This window comes from Rhodococcus daqingensis (genome assembly GCF_042665615.1).
Taxonomy (GTDB): domain Bacteria; phylum Actinomycetota; class Actinomycetes; order Mycobacteriales; family Mycobacteriaceae; genus Rhodococcus_G; species Rhodococcus_G daqingensis.
Genome location: NZ_JBHTCS010000028.1, coordinates 169,235 through 184,976 on the forward strand (window position 1 = coordinate 169,235; position 15,742 = coordinate 184,976).

Below are 15,742 nucleotides of genomic sequence, written 5' to 3' on the forward strand. Positions count from 1 at the left end.
GGGCTACCCCTTGCTTCTTCGAACGTGCTCGCGCGGCTTGAACCGCGCGACTGGTCTGGTGTGCTTGCTACCTCGGGCCGGCCCGCCGCCGCCCTCACGGGCGCAGCAGAGCCATATCGCCGGGTAGCGACCGGTCAAGGTTACGGGATGGAGAACCGCAGGGTCAAACTGGTGGACTCCCACTCCCCTCGACCGGCCGTCGGTCAGGCGTCGACGTCCGCCGGCGGTCCCGCCGGCCTGGCCGCGGCCCGACGGCGGGGCCTGCGAGCGGGTGCGGTGGGGGCCGCCACCGTCTCGACCACGCTCGGCTCGACAGCCTTCGGCTCGACAACCTCCGGCTCGACGACCGCGGGCTCGACAACCTCCGGCTCGACAACCGCGGGCTCGGCCGGCTCGGTGGACTCGATCACGACCACGGCGCCGGCCTCGGCCGCCTCCGGGGCCTCTGTCGCGGGGGCGGCGGCCGAACGGGACGCGCGCCGGGAACGACGCCTGCCCTTCGCGGGCGCCGCGGGGGGCTCGGCGGCCACCTCGGCCTCCGGCTCCGCTGCGACCGCGACCTCGACCTCGACCACCGGCTCAGCAGCGACCTCGACCTCGACCTCTGCCGGCTCCGGGGAGACGGCCGCGGGCGCGGCTTCGCCGGCCTCCGCCCGGCGCTCGGCGGACTCGTCGTCGTGGTGATGCGCGGCCATCGCGAGCGCCACCGGGTGGGCGCGCTTGACGGTCGCGTCGACCTCGACTGCGGGCGCCTGACCGTTCTTGGGAGCTGCGGCCGCGGACTCCGCGGCACCGGACTTGTCACGTCCACGCTTCTTGCGTCCGCCGGACTCGCCCTTCGGCGCGCCCGAGCGTCCGGCGTCCTCTCCGGAGCGCACCTCGACCGGTTCCGCATGCACGAGGATGCCGCGGCCGTGGCAGTGCTCGCAGGTGGTGGAGAACGCCTCGACGAGCCCCGTGCCCAGCTTCTTGCGGGTCATCTGGACCAGGCCGAGCGAGGTCACCTCGGAGACCTGGTGACGGGTCCGGTCGCGGCCGAGTGCCTCGGTCAGTCGACGCAGGACCAGGTCCCGGTTCGACTCGAGCACCATGTCGATGAAGTCGACCACGATCATGCCGCCGATGTCGCGCAGCCGCATCTGGCGCACGATCTCCTCGGCCGCCTCCAGGTTGTTCCTGGTGACGGTCTCCTCGAGGTTGCCGCCCGCACCGGTGAACTTGCCGGTGTTGACGTCGACGACGGTCATCGCCTCGGTGCGGTCGATCACCAGGGTGCCGCCCGAGGGCAGCCACACCTTGCGGTCGAGCGCCTTGGCCAGCTGCTCGTCGATCCGCTTCGCCTCGAACACGTCGGGGCCGCCGTTGCCCTCGTACTTCTCGACCCGCGGCAGCAGGTCGGGCGCGACGGTCTTGATGTAGTTCTCCACCGTCGACCAGGACTTCTCGCCCTCGATGACGATCTTGGCGAAGTCCTCGTTGAACAGGTCGCGGACGACCTTGACCAGCAGGTCCGGCTCCTCGTACAGGGCCTTCGGGTTACTCCCCTTGCCCTTGTCCGCGGCCGCGGCCTGCTTCTCGATGTCGTCCCACTGGGTCTGCAGACGCTTGACGTCGCGGGCCAGCTCTTCCTCGCTCACGCCCTCGGACGCGGTGCGGATGATGACGCCTGCCTCCGGCGGCACGATCTCGCGCAGGATCTCCTTGAGTCGCTTGCGCTCGGTGTCGGGCAGCTTGCGGCTGATGCCGGTGGAGCTGCCGCCGGGCACGTACACCAGGAATCGCCCGGCCAGGGAGATCTGCGTGGTCAGGCGGGCACCCTTGTGTCCGACCGGGTCCTTGCTGACCTGGACCAACACCTGGTCACCCGGCTTGAGGGCCTGCTCGATCTTGCGGCTGTTACCGCCGAGCCCCGCGGCCTCCCAGTTGACCTCACCCGCGTACAGCACGCCGTTGCGGCCGCGGCCGATGTCGATGAACGCGGCCTCCATCGAGGGCAGCACGTTCTGGACGCGGCCGAGGTAGACATTGCCGACCATCGACGCGGAGGCCGAGCTGGTGACGAAGTGCTCGACGAGGATCCCGTCCTCGAGCACGGCGACCTGCGTCAGGCCCTCCGCGTGCGCACCGTTCTTCTCCCGGACCACCATGACGCGATCGACGGCCTCGCGGCGCGCCAGGAACTCGGACTCGGTGAGGATCGGCGGGCGGCGGCGGCCGGCGTCGCGTCCGTCGCGGCGGCGCTGACGCTTGGCCTCGAGCCGGGTCGACCCGGAAATGCCCTGGACCTCGTCCTTGACGCGGGCCTTCGTACGCGGCTCGCGCTCGTGCACCACGGTGGTGACGCCGTCATCCTCGGCGGCGGTCTCCCCGTCACCACTGCCCTTGCGACGGCGGCGACGACGACGCCGGCGGCTCGATCCGTCCCCGGCCTCCTCGGCCTCCTCCGCCTCGACGGCTTCGGCCGCTTCGGCCTCCGACTCGGCGGGCTCGGCCGGCTCGGCGCTCTCGGTGGCGGCCTCGCCGCCCTCGGTCACGCCCTCGGCCTCGGTCTGCTCCTCGTCGGCCGCCTGCTCGCCACGACCGCGGCCACGACCGCGACGACCGCGACGCCTGCGGCGGCCCTGCGCCTCGCCGCCCTCCTCCTCGGACTCGGCCTCGACCTCTGCCTGTGCGACCTCCTCGACCACCGAGGTGTCGGCCTCAGGGGCCACGCGCTCCTCGTGCTCGACGACGGTGGTCACCTCGATGGGCGCGTCCTCGCTGGGCGCTGCCGCGCCGCGGCGGGCGCGCCGACGTCGGGGTGCGGCCTCGGCTGCCGCGGCGTCGGGCTGCAGGAACAGCGGGGCCTGGAAGACGGGCGCGACGTCGGCGACGACGTGCACCTCGGGCTCAGCGGTGTGGGTGAACAACGGCGCGGGGGCCTGCTCGGCGACGGCCTCGGGCTGCGCCACGGCCTCAGGCGCCGCCTCGGGCACGGGCGCCGCCTCGGGCTGGGCCACGGCCGCGGGCTCGGCCTCGGTGGCGGGCGACAGCGCGGCGTGCACCCGCTCGGCGAGCGCACGGTCCACGCTGGACTGCGCGCTGCGCACCTCGGCTCCGAACTCGGCGACCTGCGCGAGCACCTGCTTGCTGGTCAGACCCAGCAGCTTGGCGAGCGCGTGAACCCGAATCTTGTCCGGGAAGGTCGGCACCGCATTCGCTGCGGATGAAGTCTGTGAATTTTCGGGCGGCGCTTGATCGGCCACGTAGTCTCCTCGGACCCCCGGGCGCGTCCACCCAGACTCCTACCGGGTGTGACGCGGCCACGCGAGGGCGCTGCTTGTGTACTCATACCGGTGGGCATGAGATTGTCTGGTCTCGCCCCGCACGTCTCGCAGTGACCCGTTAAATCACTGCCAGCTCGCCCGGCGCCTGGCTGGATGGCCGTTCTCCGTGGTCCGTGCGCCTGATCATCCAGCATGCTCACGACCGCGAGGGATTTCCTGCGTGCCGTGGCAGCGATGACCGGGCATCGAACCGTGGTGTCATCCGATCGGACCCGTATGGAACACATCGCGGGTCGACCGCCATCAGTATCCCACACCGGCCGGCCCGACCACGCCAACGGCGCACCGGCACCGATCGAGCGTGGCGGGTTCGGACCGCGTCACGGTACGCGGATCAGCGGCCGGCCAGCTCCGGGAACCAGAGCGCGATCTCCCGCTCGGCCGACTCGACGGAGTCGGAGCCGTGCACCAGGTTCTGCTGACCGTCCAGTGCCAGGTCGGCACGAATGGAGCCGGGGACGGCCTTCTCGACCGGATCGGTGCCGCCCGCGATCTGACGGAATGCCGCGATCGCGCGCGGGCCCTCGAGCACCGCGGCGACCAGGGGTCCGGACGTGATGAACTCGATCAGCCCCGGGTAGAAGGGCCTGCCCAGGTGCTCGGCGTAATGCTGTCCCGCCAGCGCCTCGTCCGCGGACTTCAGCTCGAGGGCCGTGATGGTCAGCCCCTTGCGCTCGACTCGGGAAAGGATTTCTCCGACGAATCGGCGGGCGACGCCATCGGGCTTGATCAGTACCAGGGTGCGCTCAGTCACGGCGGACAGCTTAAGGGGTCAGTCCCGTTGCCCCGGAAGCAGACCCTGTTCGATCCGGTCGGTGAGGTCCCGCTTGAGGTACAGCAGGTAACCCCACACCGCACCGAACAGCAGTCCCACCGCACCGATGGCCGGGTGCACAAAGAAGCCGGCGATCAGCGCGGCCTGCAACGCGAAGTTGTAGGCCATCGCCCACGACTTGCCCTGCACACCTCCGCCGAGCACCATCAGCACCGCGAGTCCGACCAGGTAGACCCCGGACAGCCAGGTGATCCCGCCGCCGACGGTGGCGACCACGGGCAGCGCGAGCAGCACGACGATCGCCTCGAGGATCAGCGTGCCCGCGCAGACCCCGCGAAAGCCCTTCCAGGGGTCGTTCACCGGTGGCCGGAACCGCGGGGCGCCCCCGTCGTCCGCGCTGTCGGGTGTGTTCGATCCCTCAGGTGTACTCACGCCGGGTCCTTTCCGAACAGGGTGCGGGCCATGCCCGCGGTGACCACCGATCCGGTGACCACGACACCGGCGCCCGACACCGACTCACCGGGTTCGGCGACCTCCTCGGCGAGTCCGATCGCGGTCTCGAGCGCATCCGGGAGCGTTTCCGCCACCACGACGCGCTCGTCCCCGAACCGGGCCACCGCCAGGTTGGCGAGCTCCTCGACATCCATGCCGCGTGGGGATCCGTTGTGTGTCACCACGATCTCGTCGAGTACCGGTTCCAGCGCGGTCAGGATCCCCGCCGCGTCCTTGTCGGCCATCACCGCGACGACCCCGACCAGCTTGCGGAAGTCGAACTCCGCGACGAGCGCGGCGGCCAGCGCCTGCGCCCCGTGTGGGTTGTGCGCGGCGTCCAGGAATACCGTGGGCGCGCTGCGCACCCGCTCGAGACGTCCCGGATTGGTCAGCGAGGCAAAGCCTTCCCTGATCGCGTCGACGTCGAGCTGGCGATCAGCCCCGGCCCCGAAGAACGCCTCCACCGCGGCGAGCGCGAGCGAGGCGTTGCGGGCCTGGTGTTCGCCGTGCAGCGGCAGGAAGATGTCGCTGTAGACGCCCGAGAGTCCCTGGAGTTCCAACTGCTGTCCGCCGACGGCGATCCGGCGTGCCAGTACCGAGAATTCGGAACCCTCGCGCGCTACCGCGGCATCGGTCTCGACGGCCCGACGAAGCAGGACCTCGGTCACCTCCGGGGTCTGCTCCGCGAGGATCGCGACGGTCTCGCGCGGCACCAGCGACTCCGGCGCCTTCTTGATGATCCCGGCCTTCTCGGCGGCGATATCGGTGATGTCGGGCCCGAGGAACTCGACGTGATCGAGCCCGATCGGGGTGATCACCGCCACCTGGCCGTCGATGACATTCGTTGCGTCCCAGCGGCCACCGAGCCCGGTCTCGACCACGGCGACGTCCACCGGAGCCTCCGCGAAGGCCGCGAAGGCCATCGCGGTGAGCACCTCGAACTTGCTCATCGCGGGGCCACCCGCGGCCTGGGACTGCGCGTCGATCATCTCGACGTAGGGCGCCAGTTCGCGGTAGGTGTCGACGTAGTGGCGCGGCGAGATCGGCTTGCCGTCGATGCTGATCCGCTCGGTCGCCAACTGCAGGTGCGGGCTGGTGGTCCGCCCGACCCGACGGTGCAGCCGCGTCATCAGCGCGTCGATCATCCGGGTGACCGAGGTCTTCCCGTTCGTTCCCGCGACATGGATGGCCGGGTAGCTGCGCTGCGGCGAGCCGAGCAGGTCCATCAGGGCCGCGATGCGGGCGGTCGAGGGCTCGATCTTGGTCTCGGGCCAGCGCTTGTCCAGCTCGGCCTCGACGAGGGCGAGCTCGGCCAGGTCGACGGGCGAGGGTTGCGATCCCCCGTCCCACCGCTCGGGTGTGTCGGCGTTCACGACTGCGCCTTCAGATCCACGTTCTTCATGTCAGCAGCCTTGAGTCGGGCGGTGATCCGCTCGACCTCCTCGGCGGCCAGGGTCTGCCGGGCACGGATCCTGTCGACCACGTTGTCCGGTGCCTTGCCGAGGAACGCCTCGTTGGACAGCTTGGCCGCCGTGCCCGCGAGCTCCTTCTCCGCCGCCGCCAGGTCCTTCTCCAGACGCTTGCGCTCGGCGACCAGGTCGACGGTGCCCGAGGTGTCCAGCTCGACGGTGACGGTGCCGCGGCTGAGCCGGACCTCCAGCGAGGCCGTCGCGGCGAAGTCGTCGGCCGGGTCGGTCAGCTTGACCAGCGAGGCAACGGCGGCCTGCTTGCCCTCGAGGTCGGCCTCGCCGATGCCGGTCAGCCGCGCGGCCACCTTCTGACCGGGATTCAGGCCCTGGTCGCTGCGGAACCTGCGGATCTCGGTGACGAGCCGCTGCACATCGGCAATGCGCTGCGCGGCAACGGCATCGACGGTCTCGCCGGTCTCGGTCGGCCACTGGGCGATCACCACCGACTCCCCGCCGGTCAGCACCTTCCACAGGGTCTCGGTGACGAACGGCATGACCGGGTGCAGCATGCGCAGCAGCGCGTCGAGGACGTTGCCGAGCACCGCCTTGGTGCCCTCGGCCTCTTGTCCCGCGAACTGCACCTTGGCGAGCTCGAGGTACCAGTCACACACCTCGTCCCAGGCGAAGTGGTACAGCGCATCGCAGGCCTTGCCGAAGTCGTAACGGTCGAACGCGGCGTCGACCTCGGACCGCACCTGCTCGAGCCGGTCCAGGATCCAGCGGTCGGCATCGGTGAGCTCGGCGGGCAGCGGCGCCGGTGCGGCGCCGTTCATCAGGGCGAACTTGGTGGCGTTGAACAGCTTGGTGGCGAAGCTGCGGGAGGCCTTCGCGTGGTCCTCGCCGACGGAGAGGTCGCTGCCCGGGTTGGCACCCCGGGCGAGGGTGAAGCGCAGCGCGTCCGCACCGAACTCGCGCACCCAGTCGAGCGGGTCGATGCCGTTGCCCTTCGACTTGGACATCTTCCTGCCGAACTCGTCGCGCACCAGGCCGTGCAGGAACACGTCCTTGAACGGCACCTGCGGGCCGGACTTGCCCTCGCCGGTGCTGATTCCCCCGTCGCTTCGCTCGCCCCGGCCGGTGATCGCGTCGTCCTCGGAGACGAACGTGCCGAACATCATCATCCGGGCCACCCAGAAGAACAGGATGTCGTAACCGGTGACGAGAACGCTTGTGGGGTAGAACTTCTCGAGCTCCGGGGTCTGCTCCGGCCAGCCCATCGTGGAGAACGGCCAGAGCCCGGACGAGAACCAGGTGTCCAGGACGTCGGGGTCCTGCTCCCAGCCCTCGGGCGCGGTCTCGTCGGGACCGACGCAGCGGACCTCACCCTCGGGGCCGTACCAGATCGGGATGCGGTGACCCCACCACAGCTGACGCGAGATGCACCAGTCGTGCATGTTGTCGACCCAGCCGAACCAGCGCGGCTCCAGGCTGGCGGGGTGAATCGTGGTGTCGCCGTTACGGACCGCATCGCCCGCCGCCTTGGCGAGCTCCTCGACCTTGACCCACCACTGCAGCGACAGCCGCGGCTCGATGGACTCGCCGCTGCGCTCGGAATGCCCGACGCTGTGCAGGTAAGGGCGCTTCTCGGCGACCACACGACCCTGCTCGGCGAGCGCCTCACGCACCTTCACGCGGGCCTCGAATCGGTCCATGCCGTCGAACTGCGTTCCGGTGTCGGCGATCTTGCCGGTCTTGTCCATGATCGTGGGCATCGGCAGGTTGTGCCGCAGGCCCATCTCGAAGTCGTTGGGGTCGTGCGCGGGAGTGATCTTCACCGCGCCGGTGCCGAACTCCGGGTCGACGTAGTCGTCGGCGATGATCGGGATCTGGCGGCCGGTGATCGGGTGCTCGAGGGTGGTGCCGAGCAGGTGCTGGTAGCGCTCGTCGTCGGGGTGCACCGCGACCGCGGTGTCACCGAGCATCGTCTCCACACGGGTGGTGGCCACGATCACGTGCGGCTCGTTGTCGTCGAGCGAGCCGTAGCGGAGCGACACCAGCTCGCCCTCGACGTCCTCGAACTTCACCTCGATGTCGGAGATGGCCGTCTGCAGCACCGGAGACCAGTTGACCAGGCGCTCGGCCCGGTAGATCAGCCCCGCGTCGTACATCCGCTTGAAGATGGTCTGGACGGCCCGCGAGAGGCCCTCGTCCATGGTGAACCGGTCGCGGCTCCAGTCGACACCGTCGCCGAGTCGGCGCATCTGGCCGCCGATGGTGCCGCCGGACTCGCGCTTCCAGTCCCAGACCTTGTCGATGAACAGCTCGCGTCCGAAGTCTTCCTTCGTCTTGCCGTCCGCCGCAAGCTGCTTCTCCACCACGTTCTGGGTGGCGATGCCCGCGTGGTCCATGCCGGGCAGCCAGAGCACCTCGTAGCCCTGCATGCGCTTGCGGCGCGACAGCACGTCCATGAGGGTGTGGTCGAGGGCGTGGCCCATGTGCAGGCTGCCGGTCACGTTCGGCGGCGGCAAGACGATCGAGTAGCCGGGCTTGTCGCTGGTCGGGTCCGCCGTGAAGTAGCCGGCGTCCACCCAACCCTCGTACAACTCCTGCTCTACCGCGCTGGGGTCCCAGCTCTTCGGGAGGGCGTCGGCGGGGTTCTTGGGGTCCTGCGGCACGGCACTGGTCACCCGGTGATTCTAGAGAACCCGCGGGGTCCCCCGACACCGCCGTCCGGTCAGCGCGGCGCCCGCCACATCGCCCACAGCGTCGGACCGCCGTTCGGGATGACGATCTCGCCCGTCACCTCGAAGCCGAATCGCTCGTAATACGGCACGTTCGACTCCTTGCTCGACTCCAGATACGCCGGCGCACGCTCGGCGTCACAGCGGTCGAGCCGCGAGTTCAGCAGCGCCTTGCCGTGACCCGCGCCACGCGCCGAGGGATCGGTACCGATGGTGCTCAGATACCAGTGCGGCTCCTCCGGGTGCGCCTTCTCCACCGCGCCCGCGAACTCGGCGCCCACCATGATCCGGCTACCGAAGGCGCGGACCAGTCCGGGCATCGCCCGCAGCTGGCTCAGTGCCGACTGCCGCCAGCGCCCCGGCGGGTCCCACATGGTGGCCCCGGCCACCGACCCGTCCGGCGCGAGCGCCATCTCGACGCCGCCGAGTGGGAAGTGATGGTGCCGGATGAACGTCCCGAACAGCCGCGGCAGCCCGGCCCGGCGGGACGAGACCTCCGGCCACATCCATTCCATGACCGGGTCGTCATCGAAGGCCGCGGCCAGCACGCGTGCGGCGGCGGGGATGTCGGAGCGGGCGGCGGGTCGTACCGTGACGGCGGCCATGGCGTGAGGCTACCGCCGGGGACGGCTGTCGGCTCGCCGCCGCGCGGCCGGCAGCGAGCGGACTACGCCGGCCGCCCCCTACGTTGTAGGTATGACGGTGGCATGGCTGTTCCTGTCGGTGGCGATCTGTGCGGAGGTGCTCGGCACCAGCCTGCTGCCCCGAACCGAGGGTTTCCGGCGACCGGGGCCGACGGTCCTGGTGCTGGCGCTGTACGGCGTGGCGCTGTACTGCCTCTCGCTGACGCTGCGGACCCTCGACGTCGGTGTCGCGTATGCCATCTGGGCCGGTGTCGGTACCGCCGCGATCGCCGCCATCGGGATGCTGGTCCTGCGTGAACCTCGGTCGGCCAGCCGAATCCTCGGCATCGCCTTGGTGGTTGCCGGCGTGGTCGCACTCAACCTCGGCGGCGGCGGATGAGCGACCGTCAGCGGGCGTGGGCCTTCCTCGCCGCGGCCATCACCTGCGAGATCCTTGCCACGGTGTCCCTCGGCAGCACCGAGCAGTTCAGCCGACCGCTGCCGACGGTCGCCGTCCTGCTCGGCTACGCCACGTCCTTCGCCTGTCTGGCCGAGGCGCTGCGGTCGCTGCCGGTGAGCCTGGCGTACGCGCTCTGGTCCGGGATCGGCACCGCGACGGTCGCCGTCATCGGCATGACCTTTCTCGGCGAAGAGTCATCGGCGATCAAGGTGCTCGGACTCACCCTGATCATCGCCGGCGTGGTGATCCTGAACCTGCGGCAGCCGGCGCCCGAGTAGCGACCCTCGGGCCGTCCATTCCGGCTCATCGCCCTACCGCCGGACGGGGAGGGTGAGGCCGTGCTGTCCGATCGTGTTGTAGATGTGCATGATCGCGCCGGCGAGCATGTCGTGACGCCAGAGTCCGGCGGTCTTGAGTTGGTGATGCAGGACGCACAGGCATTGCAGGTTGGTGAGGATGGTCCAGCCGCCGAGGATCGGGCTGCTCCTGTTGAACGCGACGACGTGGTCGATCTGGCAGTCGGCGGCGGGGATGAGGCAGTCGGGGTGGCGGCAGGTGCCGTCGCGCAGCCGAACGGCCGCGGCGAGTAGGTCGCTGGGTCGGTAGGTGAGGGCGCCGGGCGGCGGCTGCGTGAAGCCGCCGTGGCCGTCCGGGAACGCGGCAACGAGGTCCGCGGGGTTGTCCAGGATGGTGCGGAACAGGCCGGCGATGGCGTCGGCCGGCGAGACGATCCCCGGCTGAGGGAGTTTGCGGACCGGTAGCGCGATCGTGCCCGCGGGCAGGATTGGGCTCCTGAATACGAGCAGGCCGGAATCGGTGGTCGGCTCGGGCGGCGCGTCGGGCTCGGCTTCGGCTTCGGCTTCGGCTTCGGCTTCGGCTTCGGGGCACGGATCTCGCGGGTCGGATGGGTATGGCGGGTCAGGTTCGTGCGCTTCGGGTTCCGCCCCGTTGCCGGTCGGCGAGTGGTCCGATTGCGCATCGACGTCGCCGCCACTTTCGGTGCCATCACCGCTGTCGGTGGCGTCGCACGGGTCGGCACCTGGGTCGTCGGCACCGTCGGTGCAGTCGTGGTCTACACCAATCTCGCGCTGTAGGCGTTCGAGTGTCTGCGTGGCACAGTCGATGATCGCCTGCCAGGTTGCGTCACCGGCGATGGCGCGGGCCTGCCCGGCATCGAGATATCCGTAGCCCTCGAGGTAGGCGGGGTTGTCGGCGAGCCCGAGCAACGTCTCCAGCCCGCACGAGATGCTCAGATTGACCTGCGGGGCAGCGGGTTCGCGATTGCCGGTGGCCGCGCATTCCTTGTCGCCGCATTCGCAGGCCAGGGCCCTCCCGCCCTGCATCAGAACCACGAACGCGTCCGCACACCGCGCATCGAGGGGACGCGGATCGGCCCGGCACACCGTCTTGGCAACCGTCACGATCAGCCCGGTGACCGAAGCCAACTGAGTCGCCGTCAACGTCACCGACAGCACACCCATCCCGTGGGGCAGGCGACGGGAGCGGACCTTGCGTGTGGCCTCGGCCTCGTCGCGGGCGCGTTCCGCCCAGGCGGCGTCGTCCTCGATCAGCAACCGGTCGATCTCGATTCCGAGTGGGGTAGGTGCGAGTCGCCGCGCGGCAGAGAGGATGTCGGCGTCGAGGCGCAGCACCGCGGCGGTGGTGGCCTTGCGGGTGCGCTCGTCGATCACCCGGATCTTCGCCAACGACACCCGTCCCGCCTTGAAGGCGTCGCGGACCTCCGGCATCCGTTCGAGGGTGAACCCGAGTCGCATCAGCGACGACACCGACCTGAAGGTGCTCGACAGCGCCAACGCGACCTCCGCGATCGCGGACCGCTCCGCCTGCTCGGTGTCGAACCCGGCGCCGGGAGCACGGTGGTCGAATGTGCCCCGAGAGTTGGCATACTCCATGATCTGCCCGATCAACCGGGCCGCCGCCGCATTCTCGACGCGCGAGGTCTCGGCGATCGCGTCGAGCAGGGACCGTTCGTGATCGGTCACCACCGAGGCCGTCATGTCCACCACCCCCCGAGATCAATAGAACATATGTTCGAGTCTACTCGGAAACGGCCCGCCCGCAAGGGGTTTTCGAACTCACCCGCAGTGAACTGACGCCACCGGCGGGTCCGGCTGGCCCATTCGTCATCGACTTTGGGATGCTGGACGCATGGCAGTCGGCGCGACGGACGCGGGTGGTGGTCGCTGGGGCGACCACAACGCCGAGCGGCGGCGTCAGATCCTCGAGGCCGCGATCGCGGTGATCGGGGAGAGCCCGCCCGGAGCCGACATCCCGGTACAGCTCATCGCCGATCGGGCCGGGGTGAAGCGATCGGTCATCTACCGCCACTTCGCCGACCGCCAGGACCTCGACCACAGGATCCGCGAGTTCGCGGTCCAGCAGGCGACGGCCCAGCTCGTCCCGGCGCTGAGCCTCGAGGGCAGCCTGGAGGACGCCATCTTCCACGTGGTCGACACCTACGTGCGGATGGTCGCGGCGAACCCGCGCATGCACGAGTGGATCGAGCGGGGACCGGGTAGCGAGGCCCCCTCGGGACAGGCCCTGGTTGCGGGCACGAAGGCGGCCATCGCGACCCAGCTCGGCGAGATGGTCACGCTCGTGGCGGCGATGCTCGGGCAGAGCGATCCCGCGATCGACTCGGGCGCATTCGGCGTGGTCTCGATGGTGGACGGCATGGTCACGAGGTGGCTGGACACTTCCCCGTCAGGGCTCGACGCGGCGCGGCTGGCCGACCTCCTGACGTCATCCATCTGGTATCTGATCGACGGTCACGCACGAGCGAGGGGCGTCGTCCTCGATCCGAAGGCGCAGATCGCCGACCTTCTCGGCGCCGCGTCGAACCGCGGCTGACCCACCCACACCCCCTCGGCTCCCGCACAGCCACTTCCGCGCCGTTCGCCGGGCCGGGCCTTGTCCTCGATCCCAGACCGGCGGTACCGTACGCGATGAGCGCGACAGCGTGTCGCGCTCGCATGGCTTGGTCGAAGGGACACCGATGTCACCATCCGAGACGAGCACCACCCTCGCCGACGCGAGAGGCGACGACACCCCCACCGAGTACACCGAGCTGCTGCGGACGCTCTCGCACGGCTCGGTTCATCGCCGGTTCGACCCGTACCTCGACATCGCGTGGGACTCACCGGATTTCGCCGTTGACCCCACAGATCCGCGGTGGAAGCTGCCGGCTCAGGACCCATTGGGTGGACATCCGTGGTATCTGTCGCTGCCCGAAGACCGGCAGATCGCGCTCGGCCTGTGGCGGCAGGCGAACATCGCCAAGGTCGGCCTGCAGTTCGAGAACATCCTGATCCGCGGCCTGATGCAATACGTCTTCAGTCTGCCGAACGGATCCCCCGAGTATCGGTACTGCACCCACGAGGCGGTCGAGGAGTGCAACCACACCATGATGTTCCAGGAGGTGGTGAACCGCCTCGGGGCCGATGTCCCCGGAATGCGCCGCAGCATCAAGCTGATCGGACCCCTGATCCCGTTCCTGGCCTCGGCTTTCCCCGAATGGTTCTTCGTCATGGTGCTCGCGGGCGAGGAGCCGATCGACCATGCACAGAAGGGCGTGTTGCGGGCCGGAGCGGCCGGCCACCCGATGGTCGAGCGCGTGATGTCGATCCACGTCGCAGAGGAGGCCCGGCACATCTCGTTCGCGCACGAGTACCTGCGCCACCGGGTGCCCGCGATGGGCCGCATCCGCAGGTTCGTGCTCTCACTGCTGTTCGCGCCGACCATGCGGATCACGTGCGACCTGATCGCCGTTCCCACCCGCGAGTTCCGGACCACCTTCTCCGTGCCGAGGTCGGTCCTGCGGGATGTGTACTGGCGCAGTCCCGAATCGCGCGAGTTGCTCGCCGACTTCTTCGGCGACGTGCGGGCGCTGGCCGTGGAGACGGAACTGATGAACCCGGTGTCACGTGTGATGTGGAGGATCTGCCGAATCGACGGCCGGGCCTCACGATTCCGTGGCGAACCGGCCAGGGCTCGCGGCGCGGTGCGGAGAAGGATTCCGTTCGCCTGAACACGAGGATTCCCCGGCGACTCTCCCCCACCGGGGAATTCTCATCGCATGAAGCGGACCAGCGCGCCGACCTCAGCGGAATGACGCAGGTTACCTCGAGCGACTTCAGGCGAGTGTGTCGCGCGCACGCAGCCGCTCGACATGCCTGCGCTGGACCTCTGCGGCTCGGGTGACGAAGCGTTCCACCACGTCGAGCTCGTCGACCGTGAAGTGCGCCGTCACGTTCTGCGTAGCATCCTCGAGCATCGGTCCGAGCATCTTCCATACGCATTCGCGGCCGGCCGGCGTCGCATGCACCAGGACCTTTCGCCGATCGCTGGTATGCCGGGCCCGGGTGAGGTAGCCGGCGCGCTCGAGCCGGTCGAGCATCGTCGTGACGCTCCCCGTCGTCAGGCCGAGGTTGTCTGCGATCGCGCGCGGGGTGACCTCGGATTCCTGTTCGTCCAGAAGCATCTCGAGGCAGCGCAGATCGGTGTTGTTCACGCCCAGCAGCCTCGCCATCTCCCGATCGAAGTCGTCGACGGCCGCCTGGTAGCGCTGCATGGCTTGCCCCACCACATATCCCTTGACGTTCAAGTCGCTTGACATTCAAGATTCCTTTGCTGCAAGATTGCTTGATCATCAAGGTACTACAGATGGGAGACGAGCTCATGACCAAGGCAGTCATCATCGGCGCCGGCATCGCCGGCCCCGCACTAGGGGTGGCGCTGCGACGGATTGGGATGGAAGTGGAGATCTTCGAGCAGCTGCCGGCGGACGCCGATCAGCGGGGCTCGTGGCTGAACTTCCAGGCCAACGGGCTCGATGCGCTCCGCGCGATCGATGCCGGCAGCTGGGTGGGGAAGCTGGGCTACCCGGTCGACACCATGAGCTTCGTCAACGGCAAGGGCCGCGTTCTCGGCGAGCTCCCGATGGCGTTCCGCCGCCCGGACGGACTCACCTCACGGATGATGCCCCGCGCCGGATTGTTCACCGCGATGACCGACATGGCTGTCCACCACGGCATCGCCGTGCACCACAACAAGCGACTCCTGGACGCCCGCAACACCGGGACGGGTGTCGTCGCCCGCTTCGAGGACGGGACCGAGGCGACCGGCGACATCCTGATCGGATGCGACGGCATCCACTCACGCATCCGCAAGATCATCGACCCCGGCGCCATGGCGCCGCGTTACGTTCCCGTGCTCAACACCGGCGGCTACATTCCCGACTTCACGGTCGATGTCCCGCCGAAAGACTTCCGCATGCAGTTCGGAACCAAGTGCTTTTTCGCCTGGATGCCGACCGGCGACGGAGGCACGATCTGGTTCGCGAACCCGCCGATGGCCAAGGAACCACCTCGCGGCGTCCTGTCAGCCATGTCCGACGCGCAGTGGCGCCAATGGCTGCACGAGCTGATGGACGGTGACGTGGGGCCGGCATCTGACATCATCGACGCCGCTCCCGGACCGATCATGGGTTGGGCAACCTACGACATGCCGGTCGTCAAGCGTTGGCATGACAGCTCGCGCATGATCGTCATCGGTGACGCCGCGCACGCCACATCCCCGGCCGCCGGACAGGGCGCCTCGATGTCGCTCGAGGACGCCGTGACCCTCGCGCAGTGTCTGCGTGACTGCCCCGACACCGCATCGGCTTTCGCGACCTACGAGTCGCTTCGTCGCGAGCGGGTGGAGCGCATCGTCGCCAACGGCCACAAGTCCTCCGCCGACAAAGCCGCGGGCCCGTTCATGCGTGTCATCCGTGACCTGATCTTGCCGTTCACGTTCCGAGCAGGAGCGAAGGACGGGGGCCAGTCGATGATGTGGCTACAGGGTCACCACATCGACTTCGACGAGCGCCTCACCCCGGCAACGGCATGACGCGAT

General features: G+C 69.3%; 13 protein-coding genes. 5 read left to right on the forward strand and 8 right to left on the reverse strand.

The genetic code is table 11. The features are described 5' to 3' along the window. Nucleotides 1–203: 203 nt before the first annotated feature. The 6 genes from ACFQS9_RS23055 to ACFQS9_RS23080 form a co-directional block, all read right to left on the reverse strand. Nucleotides 204–3,245 (reverse strand): translation initiation factor IF-2 N-terminal domain-containing protein, encoded by a 3,042-nt coding sequence (locus ACFQS9_RS23055; protein WP_378408880.1) that lies wholly within the window; start codon nt 3,243–3,245, stop codon nt 204–206. A 415-nt stretch (nt 3,246–3,660) separates the two neighbouring features. Continuing rightward, nucleotides 3,661–4,080 carry a nucleoside-diphosphate kinase gene (gene ndk / locus ACFQS9_RS23060; protein ID WP_378408881.1) on the reverse strand — a complete coding sequence of 140 codons (420 nt, stop codon included), beginning with the start codon at nt 4,078–4,080 and terminating at the stop codon, nt 3,661–3,663. A gap of 18 nt (nt 4,081–4,098) precedes the next feature. Beyond that, nucleotides 4,099–4,533 (reverse strand): DUF4233 domain-containing protein, encoded by a 435-nt coding sequence (locus ACFQS9_RS23065; protein ID WP_378408882.1) that lies wholly within the window; start codon nt 4,531–4,533, stop codon nt 4,099–4,101. After that, on the reverse strand, nt 4,530–5,966 hold the full coding sequence (gene folC / locus ACFQS9_RS23070) for a bifunctional tetrahydrofolate synthase/dihydrofolate synthase (protein WP_378408883.1): 1,437 nt from the start codon (nt 5,964–5,966) through the stop codon (nt 4,530–4,532). Before folC ends, ACFQS9_RS23065 begins: the two co-directional genes overlap by 4 nt. Continuing rightward, entirely contained in the window at nt 5,963–8,689 is a 2,727-nt protein-coding gene (locus tag ACFQS9_RS23075) for a valine--tRNA ligase (RefSeq protein WP_378408884.1), read from the reverse strand. Before ACFQS9_RS23075 ends, folC begins: the two co-directional genes overlap by 4 nt. Nucleotides 8,690–8,736: 47 nt before the next feature. Then, nucleotides 8,737–9,348 carry a GNAT family N-acetyltransferase gene (locus ACFQS9_RS23080; RefSeq protein WP_378408885.1) on the reverse strand — a complete coding sequence of 204 codons (612 nt, stop codon included), beginning with the start codon at nt 9,346–9,348 and terminating at the stop codon, nt 8,737–8,739. A 91-nt stretch (nt 9,349–9,439) separates the two neighbouring features. On the opposite strand from ACFQS9_RS23080, the gene ACFQS9_RS23085 reads away from it, so the two are divergent. Both ACFQS9_RS23085 and ACFQS9_RS23090 read left to right on the forward strand, forming a co-directional pair. Next, nucleotides 9,440–9,766, forward strand: a complete 327-nt coding sequence (locus ACFQS9_RS23085) for a DMT family transporter (RefSeq protein ID WP_378408886.1) — start codon at nt 9,440–9,442, stop codon at nt 9,764–9,766. Further along, nucleotides 9,763–10,104, forward strand: coding sequence for a DMT family transporter (locus ACFQS9_RS23090; protein WP_378408887.1), 342 nt, complete (start codon nt 9,763–9,765; stop codon nt 10,102–10,104). The genes ACFQS9_RS23085 and ACFQS9_RS23090 overlap by 4 nt, the downstream gene beginning before the upstream one ends. A gap of 33 nt (nt 10,105–10,137) precedes the next feature. On the opposite strand, the gene ACFQS9_RS23095 is transcribed toward ACFQS9_RS23090, so the two are convergent. After that, on the reverse strand, nt 10,138–11,844 hold the full coding sequence (locus tag ACFQS9_RS23095) for an HNH endonuclease signature motif containing protein (RefSeq protein ID WP_378408888.1): 1,707 nt from the start codon (nt 11,842–11,844) through the stop codon (nt 10,138–10,140). Between the two features lie 151 nt (nt 11,845–11,995). Here ACFQS9_RS23095 and ACFQS9_RS23100 point away from each other — a divergent pair, with 151 nt between their 5' ends. Next, entirely contained in the window at nt 11,996–12,697 is a 702-nt protein-coding gene (locus ACFQS9_RS23100; protein ID WP_378408889.1) for a TetR/AcrR family transcriptional regulator, read from the forward strand. A gap of 145 nt (nt 12,698–12,842) precedes the next feature. Further along, on the forward strand, nt 12,843–13,874 hold the full coding sequence (locus ACFQS9_RS23105; RefSeq protein ID WP_378408890.1) for an AurF N-oxygenase family protein: 1,032 nt from the start codon (nt 12,843–12,845) through the stop codon (nt 13,872–13,874). Nucleotides 13,875–13,979: 105 nt separating this feature from the next. Here the strand turns inward: ACFQS9_RS23105 and ACFQS9_RS23110 are convergent, their stop codons facing one another. Then, entirely contained in the window at nt 13,980–14,462 is a 483-nt protein-coding gene (locus ACFQS9_RS23110; RefSeq protein WP_378408891.1) for a MarR family winged helix-turn-helix transcriptional regulator, read from the reverse strand. Nucleotides 14,463–14,524: 62 nt separating this feature from the next. Here ACFQS9_RS23110 and ACFQS9_RS23115 point away from each other — a divergent pair, with 62 nt between their 5' ends. Beyond that, nucleotides 14,525–15,736, forward strand: a complete 1,212-nt coding sequence (locus tag ACFQS9_RS23115; protein ID WP_378408892.1) for an FAD-dependent oxidoreductase — start codon at nt 14,525–14,527, stop codon at nt 15,734–15,736. The last annotated feature ends 6 nt before the right edge of the window (nt 15,737–15,742 follow it).